Source organism: Albibacterium profundi (genome assembly GCF_042159835.1).
Taxonomy (GTDB): domain Bacteria; phylum Bacteroidota; class Bacteroidia; order Sphingobacteriales; family Sphingobacteriaceae; genus Albibacterium; species Albibacterium profundi.
Map to the genome: position 1 here is coordinate 202,614 of NZ_JBBVGT010000003.1, position 17,449 is coordinate 220,062.

Annotated in this window: 18 protein-coding genes and 1 other RNA gene; 10 read left to right on the plus strand and 9 right to left on the minus strand. The window is 40.3% G+C overall.

What is annotated here, in order from left to right; translation table 11 throughout:
• Window positions 1-98 precede the first annotated feature (98 nt).
• The 3 genes from WKR92_RS12415 to WKR92_RS12425 all read right to left on the minus strand — a co-directional run bounded on the left by WKR92_RS12415 (window position 99) and on the right by WKR92_RS12425 (window position 2,567).
• Entirely contained in the window at window positions 99-407 is a 309-nt protein-coding gene (locus WKR92_RS12415) for a hypothetical protein (RefSeq protein ID WP_375558152.1), read from the minus strand.
• A 74-nt stretch (window positions 408-481) separates the two neighbouring features.
• Window positions 482-1,072, minus strand: a complete 591-nt coding sequence (locus WKR92_RS12420; protein WP_375558153.1) for a riboflavin synthase — start codon at window positions 1,070-1,072, stop codon at window positions 482-484.
• Window positions 1,073-1,079: 7 nt separating this feature from the next.
• Window positions 1,080-2,567 carry an acetyl-CoA carboxylase biotin carboxylase subunit gene (locus WKR92_RS12425; RefSeq protein ID WP_375558154.1) on the minus strand — a complete coding sequence of 496 codons (1,488 nt, stop codon included), beginning with the start codon at window positions 2,565-2,567 and terminating at the stop codon, window positions 1,080-1,082.
• Between the two features lie 295 nt (window positions 2,568-2,862).
• On the opposite strand from WKR92_RS12425, the gene WKR92_RS12430 reads away from it, so the two are divergent.
• The gene (locus tag WKR92_RS12430) at window positions 2,863-3,726 is read left to right on the plus strand and encodes an N-acetylglucosamine kinase (RefSeq protein ID WP_375558155.1); all 864 of its coding nucleotides are present in this window, start codon (window positions 2,863-2,865) and stop codon (window positions 3,724-3,726) included.
• A gap of 118 nt (window positions 3,727-3,844) precedes the next feature.
• On the opposite strand, the gene WKR92_RS12435 is transcribed toward WKR92_RS12430, so the two are convergent.
• On the minus strand, window positions 3,845-4,540 hold the full coding sequence (locus WKR92_RS12435) for an NUDIX hydrolase (protein WP_375558156.1): 696 nt from the start codon (window positions 4,538-4,540) through the stop codon (window positions 3,845-3,847).
• A 167-nt stretch (window positions 4,541-4,707) separates the two neighbouring features.
• Between WKR92_RS12435 and pfkA the strand changes: the two genes are divergently transcribed.
• From pfkA to gap, 3 genes are read left to right on the plus strand one after another with little or no spacing between them, the layout of a single operon-like run.
• On the plus strand, window positions 4,708-5,694 hold the full coding sequence (gene pfkA, locus WKR92_RS12440) for a 6-phosphofructokinase (RefSeq protein ID WP_375558157.1): 987 nt from the start codon (window positions 4,708-4,710) through the stop codon (window positions 5,692-5,694).
• 7 nt (window positions 5,695-5,701) lie between these two features.
• Window positions 5,702-6,553 carry a hypothetical protein gene (locus WKR92_RS12445; RefSeq protein ID WP_375558158.1) on the plus strand — a complete coding sequence of 284 codons (852 nt, stop codon included), beginning with the start codon at window positions 5,702-5,704 and terminating at the stop codon, window positions 6,551-6,553.
• 2 nt (window positions 6,554-6,555) lie between these two features.
• Window positions 6,556-7,554 carry a type I glyceraldehyde-3-phosphate dehydrogenase gene (gene gap / locus WKR92_RS12450; RefSeq protein WP_375558159.1) on the plus strand — a complete coding sequence of 333 codons (999 nt, stop codon included), beginning with the start codon at window positions 6,556-6,558 and terminating at the stop codon, window positions 7,552-7,554.
• A gap of 67 nt (window positions 7,555-7,621) precedes the next feature.
• Here the strand turns inward: gap and WKR92_RS12455 are convergent, their stop codons facing one another.
• Together WKR92_RS12455 and WKR92_RS12460 are read right to left on the minus strand one after the other, a co-directional pair.
• A complete protein-coding gene (locus tag WKR92_RS12455) occupies window positions 7,622-8,344 on the minus strand; it encodes a copper homeostasis protein CutC (RefSeq protein ID WP_375558160.1) in 723 nt (240 codons plus the stop codon).
• 32 nt (window positions 8,345-8,376) lie between these two features.
• On the minus strand, window positions 8,377-9,405 hold the full coding sequence (locus WKR92_RS12460; protein WP_375558161.1) for a glycosylasparaginase: 1,029 nt from the start codon (window positions 9,403-9,405) through the stop codon (window positions 8,377-8,379).
• Between the two features lie 54 nt (window positions 9,406-9,459).
• Here WKR92_RS12460 and WKR92_RS12465 point away from each other — a divergent pair, with 54 nt between their 5' ends.
• The 3 genes from WKR92_RS12465 (at window position 9,460) to WKR92_RS12475 (ending at window position 12,424) form a co-directional block, all read left to right on the plus strand.
• Window positions 9,460-10,677, plus strand: coding sequence for a C40 family peptidase (locus WKR92_RS12465; RefSeq protein ID WP_375558162.1), 1,218 nt, complete (start codon window positions 9,460-9,462; stop codon window positions 10,675-10,677).
• A gap of 2 nt (window positions 10,678-10,679) precedes the next feature.
• Entirely contained in the window at window positions 10,680-11,771 is a 1,092-nt protein-coding gene (locus WKR92_RS12470) for a dipeptide epimerase (protein ID WP_375558163.1), read from the plus strand.
• Window positions 11,772-11,860: 89 nt separating this feature from the next.
• Entirely contained in the window at window positions 11,861-12,424 is a 564-nt protein-coding gene (locus tag WKR92_RS12475) for a YqgE/AlgH family protein (protein WP_375558164.1), read from the plus strand.
• A gap of 12 nt (window positions 12,425-12,436) precedes the next feature.
• Here WKR92_RS12475 and WKR92_RS12480 read toward each other — a convergent pair whose 3' ends face one another.
• Window positions 12,437-13,870 carry a sigma-54-dependent transcriptional regulator gene (locus WKR92_RS12480; protein ID WP_375558165.1) on the minus strand — a complete coding sequence of 478 codons (1,434 nt, stop codon included), beginning with the start codon at window positions 13,868-13,870 and terminating at the stop codon, window positions 12,437-12,439.
• Between the two features lie 76 nt (window positions 13,871-13,946).
• Window positions 13,947-14,317: RNase P RNA component class A (gene rnpB / locus WKR92_RS12485), an RNA gene on the minus strand.
• Window positions 14,318-14,487: 170 nt separating this feature from the next.
• Between rnpB and WKR92_RS12490 the strand changes: the two genes are divergently transcribed.
• Window positions 14,488-14,901 carry a hypothetical protein gene (locus WKR92_RS12490; protein WP_375558166.1) on the plus strand — a complete coding sequence of 138 codons (414 nt, stop codon included), beginning with the start codon at window positions 14,488-14,490 and terminating at the stop codon, window positions 14,899-14,901.
• Between the two features lie 19 nt (window positions 14,902-14,920).
• Here the strand turns inward: WKR92_RS12490 and hutH are convergent, their stop codons facing one another.
• A complete protein-coding gene (gene hutH, locus WKR92_RS12495; protein WP_375558167.1) occupies window positions 14,921-16,459 on the minus strand; it encodes a histidine ammonia-lyase in 1,539 nt (512 codons plus the stop codon).
• A gap of 169 nt (window positions 16,460-16,628) precedes the next feature.
• Between hutH and rplU the strand changes: the two genes are divergently transcribed.
• Together rplU and rpmA are read left to right on the plus strand one after the other, a co-directional pair.
• Window positions 16,629-16,940 carry a 50S ribosomal protein L21 gene (gene rplU / locus WKR92_RS12500; RefSeq protein ID WP_118194585.1) on the plus strand — a complete coding sequence of 104 codons (312 nt, stop codon included), beginning with the start codon at window positions 16,629-16,631 and terminating at the stop codon, window positions 16,938-16,940.
• 42 nt (window positions 16,941-16,982) lie between these two features.
• On the plus strand, window positions 16,983-17,393 hold the full coding sequence (rpmA, locus tag WKR92_RS12505) for a 50S ribosomal protein L27 (RefSeq protein ID WP_375558168.1): 411 nt from the start codon (window positions 16,983-16,985) through the stop codon (window positions 17,391-17,393).
• Window positions 17,394-17,449: the final 56 nt, after the last annotated feature.

Here is a 17,449-nt window from a genome sequence, read left to right on the forward strand (position 1 = left end):
TTCTGATATTAAGTAAAAAACGTCCCTATACAAAAAAAGAAGGACGCGATAAATCGGCCTTCTCTTTAATGATTATTCATTTATAAAATGACTGAAGATTAATCTTGATTTCCGGAATTGCGATTATCGATATCTTGTTGCTCCTTGAGCTTGTCGACTTGATTTTTTTCACCGTAGTTTTCCGTTTTATCGGAAAAGCTAGATAACAAATCTTCGATTGAATCAAAGTTATCGGCCGTCCGTTGATGCATGTCTGATAAGGCATTTTCTAACTTTTTGTCATTTAACTCAAAATTGTCAACTTCGAGTCGGCCGATTTTTTCGATAATAGCCTGTTGGCTGTGTTTCAGATCTTCTAATTGACGGACAATCTTTTCCATCAATTCAAACTTTTTTAACTTGTCCATACACTATGTCATTTTTTTAAACCTTTACTTCAATTTATATAGTTTAAAAACAGCGTGCTTATAAAATTGTTTGTTTAGCCCCGAGCTGCCAAGAGCCGGGCTACGTATTTGCCAACAATATCAAACTCGAGATTGACCTCGGTGTCCACGTTGATTTGATTAAAACTAGTGTGGTCATACGTGTAGGGAATGATGGTGACTGTGAACCTGTCATCCTTGGAATTAAAGACGGTGAGGCTGACACCATTGATGCTTATTGAGCCTTTTTCGACAGTTACATTGCCTAACAATGGATCGTATTGGAAGGTGAATAACCAACTTCCGTTTTCGTCCTTTTTCTCTATACACACGGCCTTTTGGTCTACGTGGCCTTGTACGATATGCCCATCGAGCCGTCCGCCAATAGGCGTGCAGCGCTCTAGGTTGACTTGATCGCCAACTTTTAAATTCCCGAGTGTGCTCTTTTTTAGAGTTTCATGTACGGCGGTAACGATGTGCTGGTCGCCGTCAACCTTGACGACGGTCAGACAAACGCCATTGTGAGAGATACTCTGATCTATTTTCAGTTCTTTAGATAATGTGGAGTTAATAGTAAAATGAAGGTTGGTGCCTTCAGTTGTAATCTCTTTAACCGTTCCAACGGTTTCGATGATGCCTGTAAACATAGTGTCTTTATATTATACGTTTCTTTCGCCAATTGGATTGATTTTTCTGTATTCCTGTGATTGAGCTTGTTTCCATTGGACGATGTTCTTTCTTGAAAATATGATTTGCCATTAGAGCTGCGATTTCTGCGTCTTTCAGTTCGCCTTCCTGTTCTTCAGGATGGTAGTAGGTGGCAACGAAATTGGTATTGTAGCTGCCGTCTTGGAAGCTGGGATGATCAAGCACGAAGTTTCCAAAATGAAGGGTATGTTTGATACCGCTGATTTTGTATTCCTTAATAGCACGTTTCATTCGTTGTATAGCTTCGTTACGATCGTTTCCCCAAACGCTTAGTTTTGCGATCATTGGATCATAATACACTGGCACCTCCATGCCCATTTCGTATGCATTGTCTACTCGGATGCTTGGACCCGACGGGAGACTGTAGCTATGAAGGGTACCGGTGTCTGGTAAAAAGTTGTTTTCCGGATCTTCAGCATAGATTCTCAACTCGATAGCATGTCCGCGGATCTGAAGTTGCTGTTGGGTCAAAGATAGGGTTTTCCCTCGGGCTATTTTTATCTGCTCTTTGACAAGATCAATACCGGTAATTAACTCGGTAATGGGGTGCTCTACTTGTAGCCGTGTGTTCATTTCTAAAAAATAGAAGTCGAGCTGTTGGTCGACGATGAATTCTACGGTTCCCGCACCGGTATACTGACAGGCTCTTACGAGTTCAAGGGCGCATTTTCCCATTCTTTCACGCACACCGGATGGGAGAACGACACATGGAGCCTCCTCAATTACCTTTTGGTGCCGGCGTTGTATAGAGCATTCGCGCTCAAATAAATACACGCTATTGCCGTGTTCATCAGCTAACACCTGAATTTCAACGTGCTTTGGGGACGAGATATAACGTTCTAAAAATACGGATCCGTCTCCAAAAGCGGAATTGGCTTCGGAGATGGCTAGTTTAAGCTCGTCTAAAAAGTCATCTGGTTTGTTTACAATTCGCATTCCTTTGCCACCGCCACCCGCAGCTGCTTTAATAAGGATAGGAAAACCGATGTCGGTTGCCTGTCGCATAGCTTCATCTACATCGGAAATAGCGTGGGTTGTGCCTTTAATGAGCGGTATCTGATGCTTCAATGCGAGCGCCTTGGCCGAAAGCTTGTTACCCATTGTCTCCATAGCTTCCGCTGAAGGGCCAATTAGTTTAATTCCTTCTTGTTCTAACGTACGCGCAAAATGAGGATTCTCAGATAAGAAGCCATAACCGGGGTGAACGGCATCGGCTTGTGTGCGTTTGCAAGCTTCAATGATTTTTTGAATGGACAGATAAGACTCGGATGCAGTCGATTCTCCTAAATAGATGGCTTCATCAGCATACTGAACATGCAGGGCAGACCGATCAGCATCGGAAAAGACGGCGACTGTAGCAATACCCATCTCGTGCGCAGAACGCATTATGCGAATGGCAATTTCACCACGATTGGCAACTAGGATTTTTTTCATAGGAATATGAATATGCCGATATACGGAACGAGTGTTTTTAGATTGAACGCTTTGTTATAAAATTAGGAAAATAATACAAAAGTTGGTGTATATTGTAAAAAGTACACTTTGGGTTTATTTTTTATTAACATTGGAAAAGGTATCTTACAGGCTGTAAATGGCGTTTCCTCGAAGAAGATGCGCCGAAACGGCGAAAAATAAAAAAATTAAAATTTGTAAAAAATCAAGAAAGCTGTATTTTGTGCAAATTTTAATTTTTTTGCTAACTTGAAAAACAGATAATTACTATTCTAATATGATCATTATTGCAGACGGCGGGTCGACAAAAACAAATTGGTGTCTCATAGACAGCTCTGGAAAGAAAATCTATTTTAACACAGAAGGTTATAATCCTTACTTTGTGAGTCAAGAATACATTCAGAGCTCTTTGAAAAAGGGTTTACCTGAAGATTTGGTCTTGGAAGATATTTCCGAAGTTCATTACTATGGTGCGGGCGTACATAATGAAGAAAAAGCGCAGATTATCAAAGATGCGTTCAGTCATTTTTTTACGAAAGCGAAGATTGCCGTAGGGCACGATTTGTTGGCTGCTGCGCGAGCGTTATTAGGAACGGAGGCCGGTTTTGCTGCAATTTTAGGCACTGGAACCAATACTTGCATCTACGACGGTGAAGATGTAGCTATGAATATTGATTCGGCAGCTTACATTTTAGGTGATGAAGGAAGCGGTTGCTATATCGGAAAAAAACTATTGACTGACTATGTGAGAGGTTTGATGCCGGAAAATGTAAGACAGGAGTTTTGGAATACGTATAAGATTACACCGGATGAGGTGATGGATCGGGTATATACGCAACCATTGGCTAACCGTTTCTGTGCTAGCTTTAGTAAGTTTGCGTATGATTGTGCTGTTAATCTTGAATACCTAAGAGGAATCGTTAAGATCTCCTTCGTTGACTTTTTTACGAATCTGGTTTCTAAATATCCGAACTATAAAGATTATAGCTTCAATTGCATAGGTTCTGTAGGGTATAACTTTAGAAATGTATTGGAAGAAACTGCTCAGGAATTCGGAATGACGACAGGCAGAATTATCCGCTCACCTATAGACGATTTGGTGAAATACCACATTGAGAAAGCTAAAGGAGTAACGGAATAAAATATAACATTCCCAAATATAAGACGAGAGAAAGCGAGCGGTCATTTGCACAATGACCGCTCGCTTTTTTATATTAGCTTGCTTGTAATAGGTTGTTTGTATGGAGGTAAGTATCCGTTTATTTTCCGAATGAGAGTTCGTTTCGGAAAACCTTCGCGTATTGACGTTTGTCAAATTTATAGAGTCGGGCTGCCCGATACGATACACCGCGCTGCTTTTCATCCAGCTCTTTTAATATGTTGTAGTTCAGCATCTTCTTCCTGAAATTCCGTTTGTCAAGTGTGTGGCCGGATATCGCTTCGTATACCTTTTGTAATTGTGTTAGTGTGAATTTCTCAGGCAATAACTCGAAGGCAATACTGCTGTTTTTAAGCTTACTACGAATCTTTTCTAAACTTTTAGTTATGATATTGTTGTGGTCAAATGCTAATTCGGGAAGCTCATTGATAGGGCGCCATTCTGCTCGTTTTACATAATCAGAATGTGGTTTTAGCGCTAGGGTATTTTTTAGGCGCAGTAGCGCGTAGTAAGCAACTGTGATAACACGGCCTTGCGGATGTCTTTTTAAATCTCCGAAGGTGTATAGTTGTTCCATGAAGATGTTCCGCAAACCGGTATGCTCATAGAGAATTCGCTCAACAGCGTCGTCTATGGTTTCATCTTTTTCTACAAAGAAACCGGGTAAACCCCACCAGTCTTTGTAAGGATATTCGTTTCGTTCAACGAGTAATACTTTGATTTCACCTTCATCGAAACCGAAAATTACACAATCTGCCGTAAATATAGATTGAAGGTGTGGTAAATGTGCTTGCAAAATAGTCGTATTTATTCCGTTTTTAAAAAAAATATCTAAGTTTGTTATAGCAACTTTTGCTATAACTATCTACAAAAATGTAAAAAAAAATACAATTTTTTATGATAGTGTAGAAAATACACGTTATATTCGTAATATTATAAATTAAAAAGTAAAGAAAACCTATTTTGGCGAGAAAGATAAATAGAATCGGAGTTTTTACGTCTGGTGGCGATGCACCAGGGATGAATGCCTGCATTCGGGCAGTGGTAAGAACAGCGCTATATAATGATTTGAAAGTGACTGGGATTCTTCAGGGTTATCAGGGGATGATTTCCAATCAATTTATTGATATGAATAGCCGGTCAGTCAGCAATATAATTCAGTTAGGAGGCACCATACTTAAAACGGCTCGCTGTGCGGACTTTAGAACACCTGAAGGAAGAAAGTTAGCATATGAGAATATTAAAGCTGAAGGAATTGATGCCTTGGTAGGCATAGGAGGGGATGGTACGTTTACTGGGATTGAGGTTTTCTCTAGAGAGTTCGATATACCGGTAATTGGTATTCCGGGGACAATTGACAACGACTTATATGGATCTGATTTTACCTTAGGTTTTGATACGGCATGTAACACCGTCATTGAGGCAATTGACAAAATTAGAGATACGGCGGCATCACACGATCGTCTGTTTTTTGTAGAAGTGATGGGTAGGGATTCAGGTTGTATAGCGTTAAACTCTGGAATTGCAGGGGGGGCGGAGGCAATATTGATGCCTGAGACAGGAACCGCAATTGATGATCTGATAGGACAACTGGAGAAAGCTGCAGACGGCAAGAAAACGTCGACAATTGTGATTATCGCCGAAGGGGAGATGAATGGTGGTGCCTATAATGTTGCGAAGCGTGTAAAAAGTAAATTTGACTTTTACGATACGAAGGTAACGATATTAGGGCATCTGCAACGTGGCGGTGCGCCGTCTAGCTTTGATAGGGTATTGGCAAGTCGTTTAGGTTTTGCTGCAGTAAATTTGTTGTTGGCTGGTAAGTCGAGACGAGTAGTGGGATTACGCGGTAATAAGATCAGTGATATCAATATTGAAGAGTCTATTAATAACAAAGCGTTTAAACTAGCGGATGATATGATTGAATTATCTAATGTGCTAGCGATATAGAAAGTGTATGATTGCTGTTGTTTTTAGTGGTTCACGACTAGCAGATTGGCGCCTTGCAGAGAAAGGGAAGGTGCTGGCCGGTTTTAAAACCGTTGGAATTAACCCTCATCACAACGATGAAACTAAAATCGAGCAATTATTAAATAAGAATAATACACTGATTAACTATGCGGAAAAAATAAAAAGAATTTACTTCTTCGGTGCGGGGGCGTCTTCGAAAGATAATGCTGAAATTGTTTCCAAAGCGTTTAATTCTTTCTTCCGCTTTGGCAAAGTGTATGTAGCACATGATTTAAAGGCAGCCGCCTTGGCAACTTGTGGTGATCATGCCGGCTTGGTTGGTATCATAGGGAGTGGATCAAATGCTGGTTACTTTAATGGTAGACGGGTGCTACCTAACAATTACGGCTTAGGCTATATATTGGCAGATGAAGGTTCTGCAAACTGGTTGGGAAGAAATTTGTTGCAAGATTATATAACGAAGCTGATGCCAGCTGATTTGATTGCGAGTTTCGATGAAAAATATTCTCTTGATCGTAAATTGATTCTAGAGAAAGTTTATCGACACCCGAACCCTATCTTGTTTTTGAGCTCGTTTTCGGAGTTTATTTTTGAGAATAGGGAGCATGAGTACTTCCAAAATTTAATTAAAAGTGGATTTAACCTCATGTTTACAAAATATTTCCTTCCTTTTAAGCAGAAGCATCCCGATTTGAGCGTGAATTTTACGGGTAGTGTGGCTTATGACTATCAGGAATGGTTGAAGGAAGTGGCTGAAAGCCATGATTTTAAGGTAGGCGCTGTTATTAGAGAGCCTATTCATAATCTATTGAATTATTATTTAAATAAAAACAAGTAAAAATGAAAATTGGAATTAACGGATTTGGAAGAATCGGACGCTTAGCTTTTAGAGCTGCGATAAAAAGAGATGACATTGAAGTTGTTGGTATCAATGATTTGGTATCTCCTGATTATTTAGCATATATGCTAAAGTATGATTCTACACACGGAAGATTCGATGGTACCGTTGAAGAGAAAGACGGAAACCTTATTGTAAATGGAAAAACAGTACGTGTTACTGCAGAAAAAGATCCCGCAAATCTGAAATGGGATGAAATTGGTGCTGAAGTGATTTTGGAATGTACTGGTTTCTTTTTGACTCAGGAATTGGCTCAAAAACATATTGATGCAGGCGCAAAGAAAGTAGTTCTTTCTGCTCCGGCAAAAGATGATACGCCAACATTTGTCGTTGGTGTTAACCACAAAGAATTGAAAGCTGATCAGAAAATTGTTTCTAACGCGTCTTGTACGACAAACTGTTTAGCACCAATGGTAAAGGTATTGAATGATAACTTTGGTATTGTTGAGGGCTTGATGACTACTGTGCATGCGGTTACTGCTACACAAAAAACAGTTGACGGGCCTTCGCAAAAAGATTGGAGAGGTGGAAGAGGAGCTTATCAGAACATCATTCCTTCGTCTACTGGAGCTGCAAAGGCAGTAGGATTAGTAATACCTGAAATTCAAGGTAAATTGACAGGCATGTCTTTCCGTGTACCAGTAGCGGATGTTTCTGTAGTTGACTTGACTGTTCGCTTGGAAAAACCAACAAGCTATGAGCAAATTAAGAAGGCATTTAAGGACGCTTCTGAAGGCGAACTAAAGGGTGTGGTTGGGTACACTGAGGAAGACGTAGTTTCAGAAGACTTTAAAGGAGATCCTCGCACAAGTATTTTTGACGCAAAAGCAGGTATTGCACTGAATGATAACTTTGTAAAAGTAGTTGCTTGGTATGATAATGAGTGGGGATATTCCAATAAATTAATTGATTTGGTTCAAGAAGTTGGTAAACTTTCTTAAGGAAGCAATTTCATAAAACAAAAAAGCGCAGACTTGTCTGCGCTTTTTTGTTTTATGAAATTTTGTCTTACTCATTCAGTTTCAGAAGCAGGGATTTAATTTCTTCCTCACTGCTCTGAAATATAGCGTCACCCATGTTTTCAATATCGGGGTTATGGTAGTCCATCTTTGATTCTAATGTGGATTTTGCCGAGGCATGCCATTCGCTTGCCGGAATCAACTCTTTCAAGAATTTAATATTCGTTGATTTAACTCCGGAGCCTGGCATAATGGTAATGCGATCGTTCGCTTGTTCGATAAGTTGCTTCAACGTCGCCGAGCCTTCGATGACAGTATTCTTTAAGCCAGAAGTGAGGATACGATCGCAACCGGTTTCTATGACGTCTTCTAGTGCTATCTCCGGGTCGTTGCATGCATCAAAAGCACGGTGGAAGGTGACGCCCATTGGTCTGGCTAATTCAACAAGTTCCCGGGTTCGTTTGACATCAATGCTTCCGTCAGGAAGAAGGATGCCAATCACTATGCCACTGAACCCAAGATTCTTGCAGATAAGAATATCTTGCTTGATTATTTCAAATTCAGCGTCGGTGTAAAGAAAATCTCCGCTGCGAGGGCGGATAAGTACATAGGTGTCGATATTTATGTGCTGCTTCGTGAGTTTAAGAGTGCCATAGGAAGGAGTTGTGCCACCCTCACTCAGGTTCTCACAAAGTTCGATGCGGTCTGCACCAGCTTTTTGAGCGATTATTGCGGAGGCGAACGAACTAGCGCATATTTCTAATTTCTTCATGATCGTAGTCGGGCTATCTTAGCGTATTCTGCTTAGTAAATGCTTTTTCCTTTGATGAGCGTGTCTTGTTTTTCTTGATTACATACGGCATAACTAAATCCTTGTTGAAGGGCATAAGATCCATATTCGCCATTTTTATTGAGTGCTAGGAAACCTACCTGAATCTCCTTGGCCTTTTCTGGCTTCTTCTTGATAATACGCTCGACGGCCTCTTTACACGCGTCTTCTGGGCTGTATCCTTGACGCATTAGCTCAACTACCAGAAAGCTTCCAACGGTTCGGATTACTTCCTCGCCTACGCCCGTCGCAGTAGCTCCACCAATTTCGTTGTCGACATATAAACCTGCCCCGATGATAGGGCTATCGCCAACACGACCTCTCATTTTGAAAGCCATACCACTGGTGGTGCAGGCTCCTGATAGATTGCCGTTGGCATCCAATGCCAACATGCCGATTGTATCATGGTTGTACTGATTACCTGGTAGTTTATTTGGTGAAAACCGTTGGTTTTCAATATTGATGATAGGTTTATATTCGCCCTCCTTTAACCATTCTTTCCAAGCTTTTTCTGATTCTGGAGTCAATAGATTTTCTTCCTTGAAACCATTCTCTAAAGCAAATTGGCGGGCGCCGACGCCGACAAGCATTACGTGCGGTGTTTTTTCCATAACCTGTCGTGCGACTGAGATTACGTGGGTTATGTTTTCAACGGCAGCAACTGAACCACAGTTCCCAAATTCATCCATGATGCAAGCGTCTAAGGTGACATAGCCATCGCGGTCGGGGAAGCCTCCTTTCCCGACGGTTTGGTTTTTTAGATCTGCTTCTGGTACCATCACCCCTTGTTCAACTGCATCCAATGCTCGTCCTCCATTTTTTAATACCTCCCAGGCAGCTAAATTAGCAGCTACGCCAAAGTCCCACGTTGATATAACAATGGGTGCATTTTTTTTAGAACGATTTGGGTAGTTAAAAGGTGCCATTGAACTGAGACTTGTAAATGAACCTATTGATAGTGAGCCAACAAGGCCGGATTTTAGAAATGCTCTGCGATTAATCATAGGGTGAAGATACGGAAAACAGTCAATTATTTTGTAGATTGCGGTATGAAATCCATGAGATATAAATTTCTTTTTATCAGTATATTGATTATGATCGGTAATACACTTTTTGCCCAAAATTGGGTGAATGTGAAGGACACGGAAAGCTTTAGCAAATGGCAGGACTTTGTCCTGGAAATCAAGGAGACCTATGCTCCTGATGGACGCGACGTTTATTTGTCAGTATATGACAATGACAGTCAGGAAGGTGAATATATTATAGAGACTTCCTCGACTGATATTTTGACTTATATTCAAGATCAAAAGAAGGCTTCAGGTCTGCCATTTACGGTTAAATTATTGCCGGACGATAATTTGAAAGGACATGTGAAGGGGCTAATTAACCTTTCGGTTGCAAATCTACGTACTCGCCCCAGCCATTCCGCCGAGATGGCTACTCAGACTTTATTAGGTACACCGGTTGATGTATTGAAAAAACTTGGCGGATATTACCTCATTCGTACGCCAGAGGGCTATCTAGCATATGTAGATCATTATGGTGTGGAGTTGAAAACTGAGAACGAGCTAAATGATTGGTCAACGTCAGAGAGAGCAATTTTTATTGCTGACTATGGACATGCTTATAAAGAAGCCGATGTGGAATCGAGTCGCGTATCGGATTTAGTGCTCGGGAATATTTTAATGGTTGTAGAGAAAAATGGCGCTTATTGGCGATTGAAATATCCAGACGGTAGAGAGGGTTTTGTAAAAAGTAGTCAACTAACGGATTATAACGACTGGAAAGCAATGATAAAACCTGAAGCGGATGGTGTTCTTGAGGTTGCGAAGAGAATGGTAGGAGTGCCTTATTTGTGGGGTGGGACTTCGATTAAAGGGGTTGACTGCAGTGGCTTTACTAAGACAAGTTATTTTATGAATGGGTTGATTATTCCTCGTGATGCATCACAGCAGTATCGTCAAGGAGAAGAACTTGATGTGATGACTAACGGCGACCTGGATGTGAAAAAGGCGATCGATAATCTTAAAAAAGGTGATTTAATATTTTTCTCTGCATCTAAAGAAACGAATCCAAGGCAACCGATTACTCATGTTGCCATTTACATGGATAATGGTGAATTTATTCATGCAGCAGGTATTGTACGTATTAATAGCTTTGACCCGGCTGCAGATAATTATGATAGTCAATCGCTTACGATAGTAGGAGCGAGACGCTATTTAGGTAATGAAAATTTCATAGCGAGCCATGCTTTGGAAGACAAACAAGGATATTAAAGATGCCAATACATTTGAACAATAAAGGCCTGTCGTCTTTTTTTGACGATGCTGTTTCTCGTAAAATGGGAAAGTTTACACTTCATTACAAACCCTACTCGTTAAAATTAAATCATGTTTTCACCGTCGCTAGTGGCTCTAGGACATCAACTCCTGTGGTATTGGTGGCTTTGGAGTACGAAGATGTGATCGGTTACGGCGAAGCGTCCATGCCTTTTTATTTAGGAGAAAGTCACGATACGGTATTAGACTTTTTGAATCGGGTCGATTTATCTCCCTTTTCGAATCCGTTTTTAACTGAAGATATCTTGTGCTATGTCGATCGAATAATGCAGAAGAACACGGCTGCAAAAGCATCGTTGGATATAGCTCTCCACGATTTGTTAGGTAAATTAATGCAACAGCCCTGGTATAAGATATGGGGGCTTAACCCGAAGAATACACCTGACACATCATTTACGATTGGCATTGATACACCTGATGTGGTTCGCGAGAAAGTGAAGGAAGCGTCAGCGTATAAAATTCTTAAGGTAAAGTTAGGTTTAGATAGTGATAAGAGCATGATTGAAACCATCCGAGAAGCAACGAACACACCGATTTGTGTTGATGTGAATCAAGGTTGGAAAAATAAAGAAGAGGCTCTAGAGATGGCGCATTGGTTGGCAGAACGAGGCGTGGTTTTTATCGAGCAGCCTATGCCTAAGGAAGCGATAGATGACAATGCGTGGTTGACCGAGAGGAGTCCATTGCCGACTATCGCAGATGAAGCGGTTCAACGTCTTTCTGATGTTTCAAAAATTAATGGTGTATATAATGGCATTAATATCAAATTGATGAAATGTACTGGTCTGAGAGAAGCCCACAGAATGGTGGAATTAGCGAAAGAATATGATTTGAAAGTGATGCTGGGCTGTATGACAGAAACGTCGTGTGCGATTAGCGCCGCAGCACAATTAGCACCAGTAGTTGATTGGGCTGACTTAGATGGGGCGCTCTTAATAGGGAACGACGTCTATGATGGTATGTGGGTTGACCAAGGGAAGATTATGTTATCGGAACGTCCTGGAATTGGAATTGACTTTGCAAAAAATTGATAGTCAGCTATTAAAATGGCTAGATTATTGATGCTTAGTATGGGTAAGTTGTGGTGCCTGTTTTAACCTACATGTAAATTTGAACGAATATGCTTAATAAAAATCAACCTCAAACAAGAAGTTTATTGGTGTCAGAGCCATTCATGTTAGATCCTAATTTCAATCGCTCTGTAGTATTGCTCGCGGAGCATAATGACCAGGGAAGTATGGGGTGGGTGCTTAATCAGCCGTCCAACTTGGTATTAAGTGATGTAATGGACGATATATATGACGCTGACTTCCGTCTTTTTATCGGCGGTCCAGTTGGACAAGATTCTATTCAGTTTGTTCATAAGTGTTATGATAAGTTGAATAGTGGGATCGACTTAGGTGAAGGTGTTTATTGGGGAGGAAATTTCGAAAGTCTGAAGCTATTAATTGAAAACGATCAAATTCAGCAAGACGAAGTTAAATTCTTTTTAGGATATTCGGGTTGGACAGCTGGGCAGCTGGGTCAAGAACTTAGAGAAAATACCTGGATGGTAAGCAATTCCTACCATCCAGATATCATATTTGTTGATGATGAAGAGAATCTATGGAAAGAAGCGGTGGTTAATCTAGGACCGAAATATGCTCACGTGGCACAATTTCCTAAGAACCCCATGTGGAATTGATATTCCTAACTTTTAACTTTCCCTTTTTAATCCGTATTTTTCTATCTTACTGTAGAGATGGCTACGTTGGATTTCAATATCATCTGCAGTTTTTGAAACATTCCACGAATTTTTCTCAAGCTTATACTTTATGAAATTTTTCTCGGTTTGATCTTTGTAGTCTTGAAACGATTCAAAACGGTCATAATCTAATTCTGCTGATACCGGATGTCCATTTTGTGATTCTTCTGCACGATTGTTTCCGTTGTGACCATTCGAACTGCTTATCGCGGCCGGATTCGCATACGTAACAATGTCTTTGTGTGTTATTACCTTGTCGCTTAATATGATCAGCCGTTCAACCATATTTCTCAATTCGCGGATATTACCCGTCCAAGGCATGGTTTTTAGCGCGTTGATTGCAGCCGGTTCAAACTTTTTTTCGGGCATGCCATACTCTGCACATATTTCTGCACAAAATTCTTTGGCGATAATGGGTATATCATCACTACGTTCTATCAAAGGGGGAACATGTATCAATATGACACTTAACCTATGGTATAAATCCATCCGAAATGTATTGTTCTCGATCTCGGCTAATAAATCCTTGTTCGTAGCAGCGATAACACGTACATTTACTTCGATTTCCTTCTCACCACCAACTCGAGTTATTTTATTTTCCTGTAAAGCGCGAAGAACTTTTGCTTGTGCTGATAGGCTCATATCCCCGATTTCGTCGAGAAACAAGGTTCCATTGTCAGCTTGTTCGAATTTCCCGATACGTTGTTTTACGGCCGATGTAAAGGAGCCTTTTTCATGACCAAAGAGTTCACTTTCAATTAGCTCAGACGGTATTGCTGCACAGTTAACTTCAATAAGCGGTGCATTGGCACGGTTAGATTTTTCATGTAACCAGCGGGCTACTAATTCTTTACCGCTACCATTGGCACCTGTTATCAGTACACGGGCATCGGTAGGAGCTACTCTTTCAATGGTTTCCTTAATACGGGTAATCGGCTCTGAGTCACCAAGAATTTCGCGAGTTTTACTAGCCTTACGTTTTAAAACTTTCGTTTCAGTGACTAAGGTGCTTCTCTCTAGCGCATTCCGAACCGTGATCAACAAACGATTTAAATCAGGTGGTTTAGATATGAAGTCAAAAGCACCCTTTTTACTAGCTTCCACGGCAGTTTCGACCGTGCCATGACCAGAAATCATAATAAACGGAAGATCGGGTTTGATTTTGAGTGCATCAGATAGCACTTCCATGCCGTCCATTCGACTCATTTTTATGTCACATAATACTAAATTAATAGTATCCTTCTTAATGATCTCTAAACCATCGATTCCATTGTCTACGTCAATGACAACGTAGTTTTCGTATTCTAATATTTCTCGTAAAGTGCTGCGGATAGCTCTTTCATCATCGATGATTAAAATCTTAGTACTGTTTTTCTTGCTTGGCATTTATGTGAATAATTGTGTCGTTCAAATCTATACAAGAATAAAGATAATAGGTAACTATTACAACTAACATGTAAAAATAAAAAGCAAACCGATAAGCCGGATTCTGTGATGAAGTTAAATTCATTACTGTCATTTATCTAGACTCACCATTGCTGATGAGCTCAAACGACCTACCCGTTTCAAATTTGTCTTAAACAAAGAGAGCGGGCAACTCTCATTTCGAAACCTATTTGGTCTTTCAACTCTCGGGGTTTACCGCGATGCATGTCACCATACAAAGCCGGGAGCTCTTACCTCTCGTTTTCACCCTTATCTTGTTTCCAAGACGGTTTATTTTCTGTGGCACTTTCCATCAATAATAATTGTCTTCCCGTTAGGAAGCGAGATACCCTATGTTGCCCGGACTTTCCTCCATAAAGTTATTATGGCGACAGTATGGCTTGCTTTTTATTATTTACAGATGCAAAGATACGAATTATTAAAATTATCTAATAAATAAGTACTTTTGCGCAAACGTTAATTTCTTTAGTAATATGAGCAAGCGAGCGAAGGTTATTTTTCTGGGTCTGTCAATCTTTGGATCTTTCCTTATTTACTGTGTTTACTACTACAGCAATATGATTAAAAATGCTCCATATCGTTCATACGAGTTGGAATCAATTGTTTTTAAGTATGGAATCGGAGATGACTTAGTAAATGAATTTGATTCTCGGACGGGTATTTATAAATATGTTAATACGCACGATTCCCTAGTGACATCTAAAGTTCATTTGAATAAAGACGACTTCATTTATATCCATCATAAAGCTGCATCATTGGGTTTTTGGAACTTCCCAGATGATATGACACAAACCAATAATCCGAGCGATGCACAGAATTCAGTTCATTATTACGTCGAGTTCAATTATAAAGAAAAGACTAAAACGTTGCTTCTTGATGTAAACTATAACGGTAACCCCAAACTCCACGATGCAGCTAAGACCTTCATAGAAGAGGTTCAGCGTCTAATTAACGACGCACAGGACCGCTAGCGATAACCCCATCAAAATCTTAATCTAAGGTAATGCCGGCAGTTTCGGCCGCTTGTTGGCTGGTCATAACCAGTTTTTTGCTTGAAATTAATTCGTGTAAGGCGTTGATGTCGTTTGCGTATACTCGATCTTCAGTTGCAAATGGCACGATTTTCCTGATTTCGTGATGGCAGGCTTCAAGGATTTTCGAAGAACGCAATGGTCTCCTAAAGTCAATAGATTGGGCCGCATATAATAGTTCAATTGCTAGAATGAATTCTACATTACTAATGATTTGGTTAAACTTGCGTCCTCCGATGGAGCCCATGGATACATGGTCTTCTTGCCCCAGTGACGTGGGGATGCTGTCTGCACTCGCAGGAAAACAGAGGCCTTTGTTTTCTGAAACTAAAGCCGCCGAGCTATATTGAGGAATCATAAAGCCGGAATTTAATCCTGCGTCTTCAATGAGTAATTTTGGTAACCCGTACCGGCCTTCAATGATCAAGTAGCTGCGCCGATCTGAGATATTTCCTAATTCAGCAGCGGCGACCGAAGCATAATCTAGTGGTACCGCTAGTGGCTGTCCATGGAAATTCCCACCGCTGATCGTATCGTGCGAGCCAAGAATAATGGGATTATCAGTTACAGAGTTGATTTCGATTTCTGTGAGTTCGAGGAGATGCATATAAGCAGTTCGGGAAGCACCATGCACCTGAGGCATACATCTAATAGAGTAGGGGTCTTGTACGCGGCTGCAATCTAGATGTGCATTGTTTATATCAGAGCCCTGTAAAATGTTTCTGAGTCGTTGAGCAACTTTTTGATTGCCCTTAAAAGGTCGAATTGCATGCAAACGCGCATCTAAGGGTCTTATTGATCCCATGAGACCATCGAGGGACATTGCTCCAATTATATCGGCTGAATCTAGAATGTTTTTTAATCTGTTCAGTCCGACAACAGCATGTGCCGCGATAAATTGGGTTCCGTTTATCAATGCGAGACCTTCTTTGGGGTGAAGGCGTAAAGCTTCGACATTCAGGTTTTTCAAAAGTTTATCCGTTGGGATCTTGTCTCCTTTATAAAACACTTCTCCTAAGCCAATAAGTGGTAAAAATAGATGTGCCAAAGGGGCGAGGTCTCCTGATGCGCCTACTGAACCTTTTTCGGGCACACACGGACAGATGTCATTATTGATCATCCACAAGATCCGTTCAACCGTCTGTGGTCGGATGCCTGAATAGCCCAAGCATAAAGCGTGCAGCTTGAGAATGAGCATGGTCTTCGATAGCTTAGAAGAAAGCAATTCTCCGACCCCAACAGAATGGCTCATTAAAAGATTATGTTGTAGCTGTGTTGTCTCCGACGGCGAGATTAAAGTATCACAAAGTGGCCCAAAACCCGTATTTATACCATATACAACACTTCTGTCATCTACAATTTCGTCTACATAGCGACAGCTAGCATGAATGTTACTCATAGCTTGTTTGTCGATGCTGCCCTGTAAGCGCCCTTCGGTTAATGCGTCAACGTCTGCGATCGTTAATGTATCAATTCCAAATTTAAAATCGGTGGCCATAAGTCAAGATTTAATCCGTTCAATATTAAAAAAAAATAATGAGTATGCCGAATATGGGGCAATAGCTAAGGTGTTAAATAAAAAACAAGGAAATATTATTTTGACTAGAATTAAATTATTCATAGCTTTGCGCTTCAAAATTTATTAATAAAAATCAAATTATTTAACAATGTACGCAATAGTAGATATAGCAGGAAAGCAATTTAAAGTTGCAAAAGACCAGCAAATCTTTGTACACCGTTTACAAGGAGAAGAGGGCGCTAGTATTGAATTTGACAATGTATTGTTAGCAGAAGATGGTGGCAAATTTAGCGTAGGAACTCCTTCGTTAAAAGGTGCTAAGGTTTCAGCTAAGATTTTGTCACATTTAAAGGGAGATAAGGTAATCGTTTTCAAAAAGAAACGCCGTAAAGGTTATAAAAAGAAAAATGGTCACCGCCAACAATTCACTAAGATAGAAATCACTGGTATTTCTTTGTAATTGATTGTATAACAGGTAATTTTACCATTAAAGAAATAGAAAATGGCACATAAGAAAGGTGCGGGTAGTTCTAAAAACGGACGTGAATCGCATAGTAAAAGATTAGGAATTAAAATTTTTGGCGGACAAGACGCGACTGCAGGTAATATCATTGTACGTCAACGTGGTACTAAACACCATCCAGATAAAAACGTTGGACTAGGTAAGGATCATACTATCTTTGCAATGGTTGACGGGACAGTTGTCTTTAAAAAGAAAGCCGACAATAAATCATATGTTTCTGTTATCCCTTTTGAGAGTGAAGTAGTTGCTGAAACTCCTGAAAAACCAAAAGCAGAAAAGAAAGAAGTAAAAGCAAAGGAGAAAGAAGCAAAAGCAGAAGCTAAGCCAAAAGCTCCAAAAGCAGAAAAGAAAAAAGCTGAATCTGCTGAAGCCGAGGCAAAAGCAGAATAAGTTTGACCGATATAAGTAAAAAGGCACAATTTCATATGAGATTGTGCCTTTTCTAT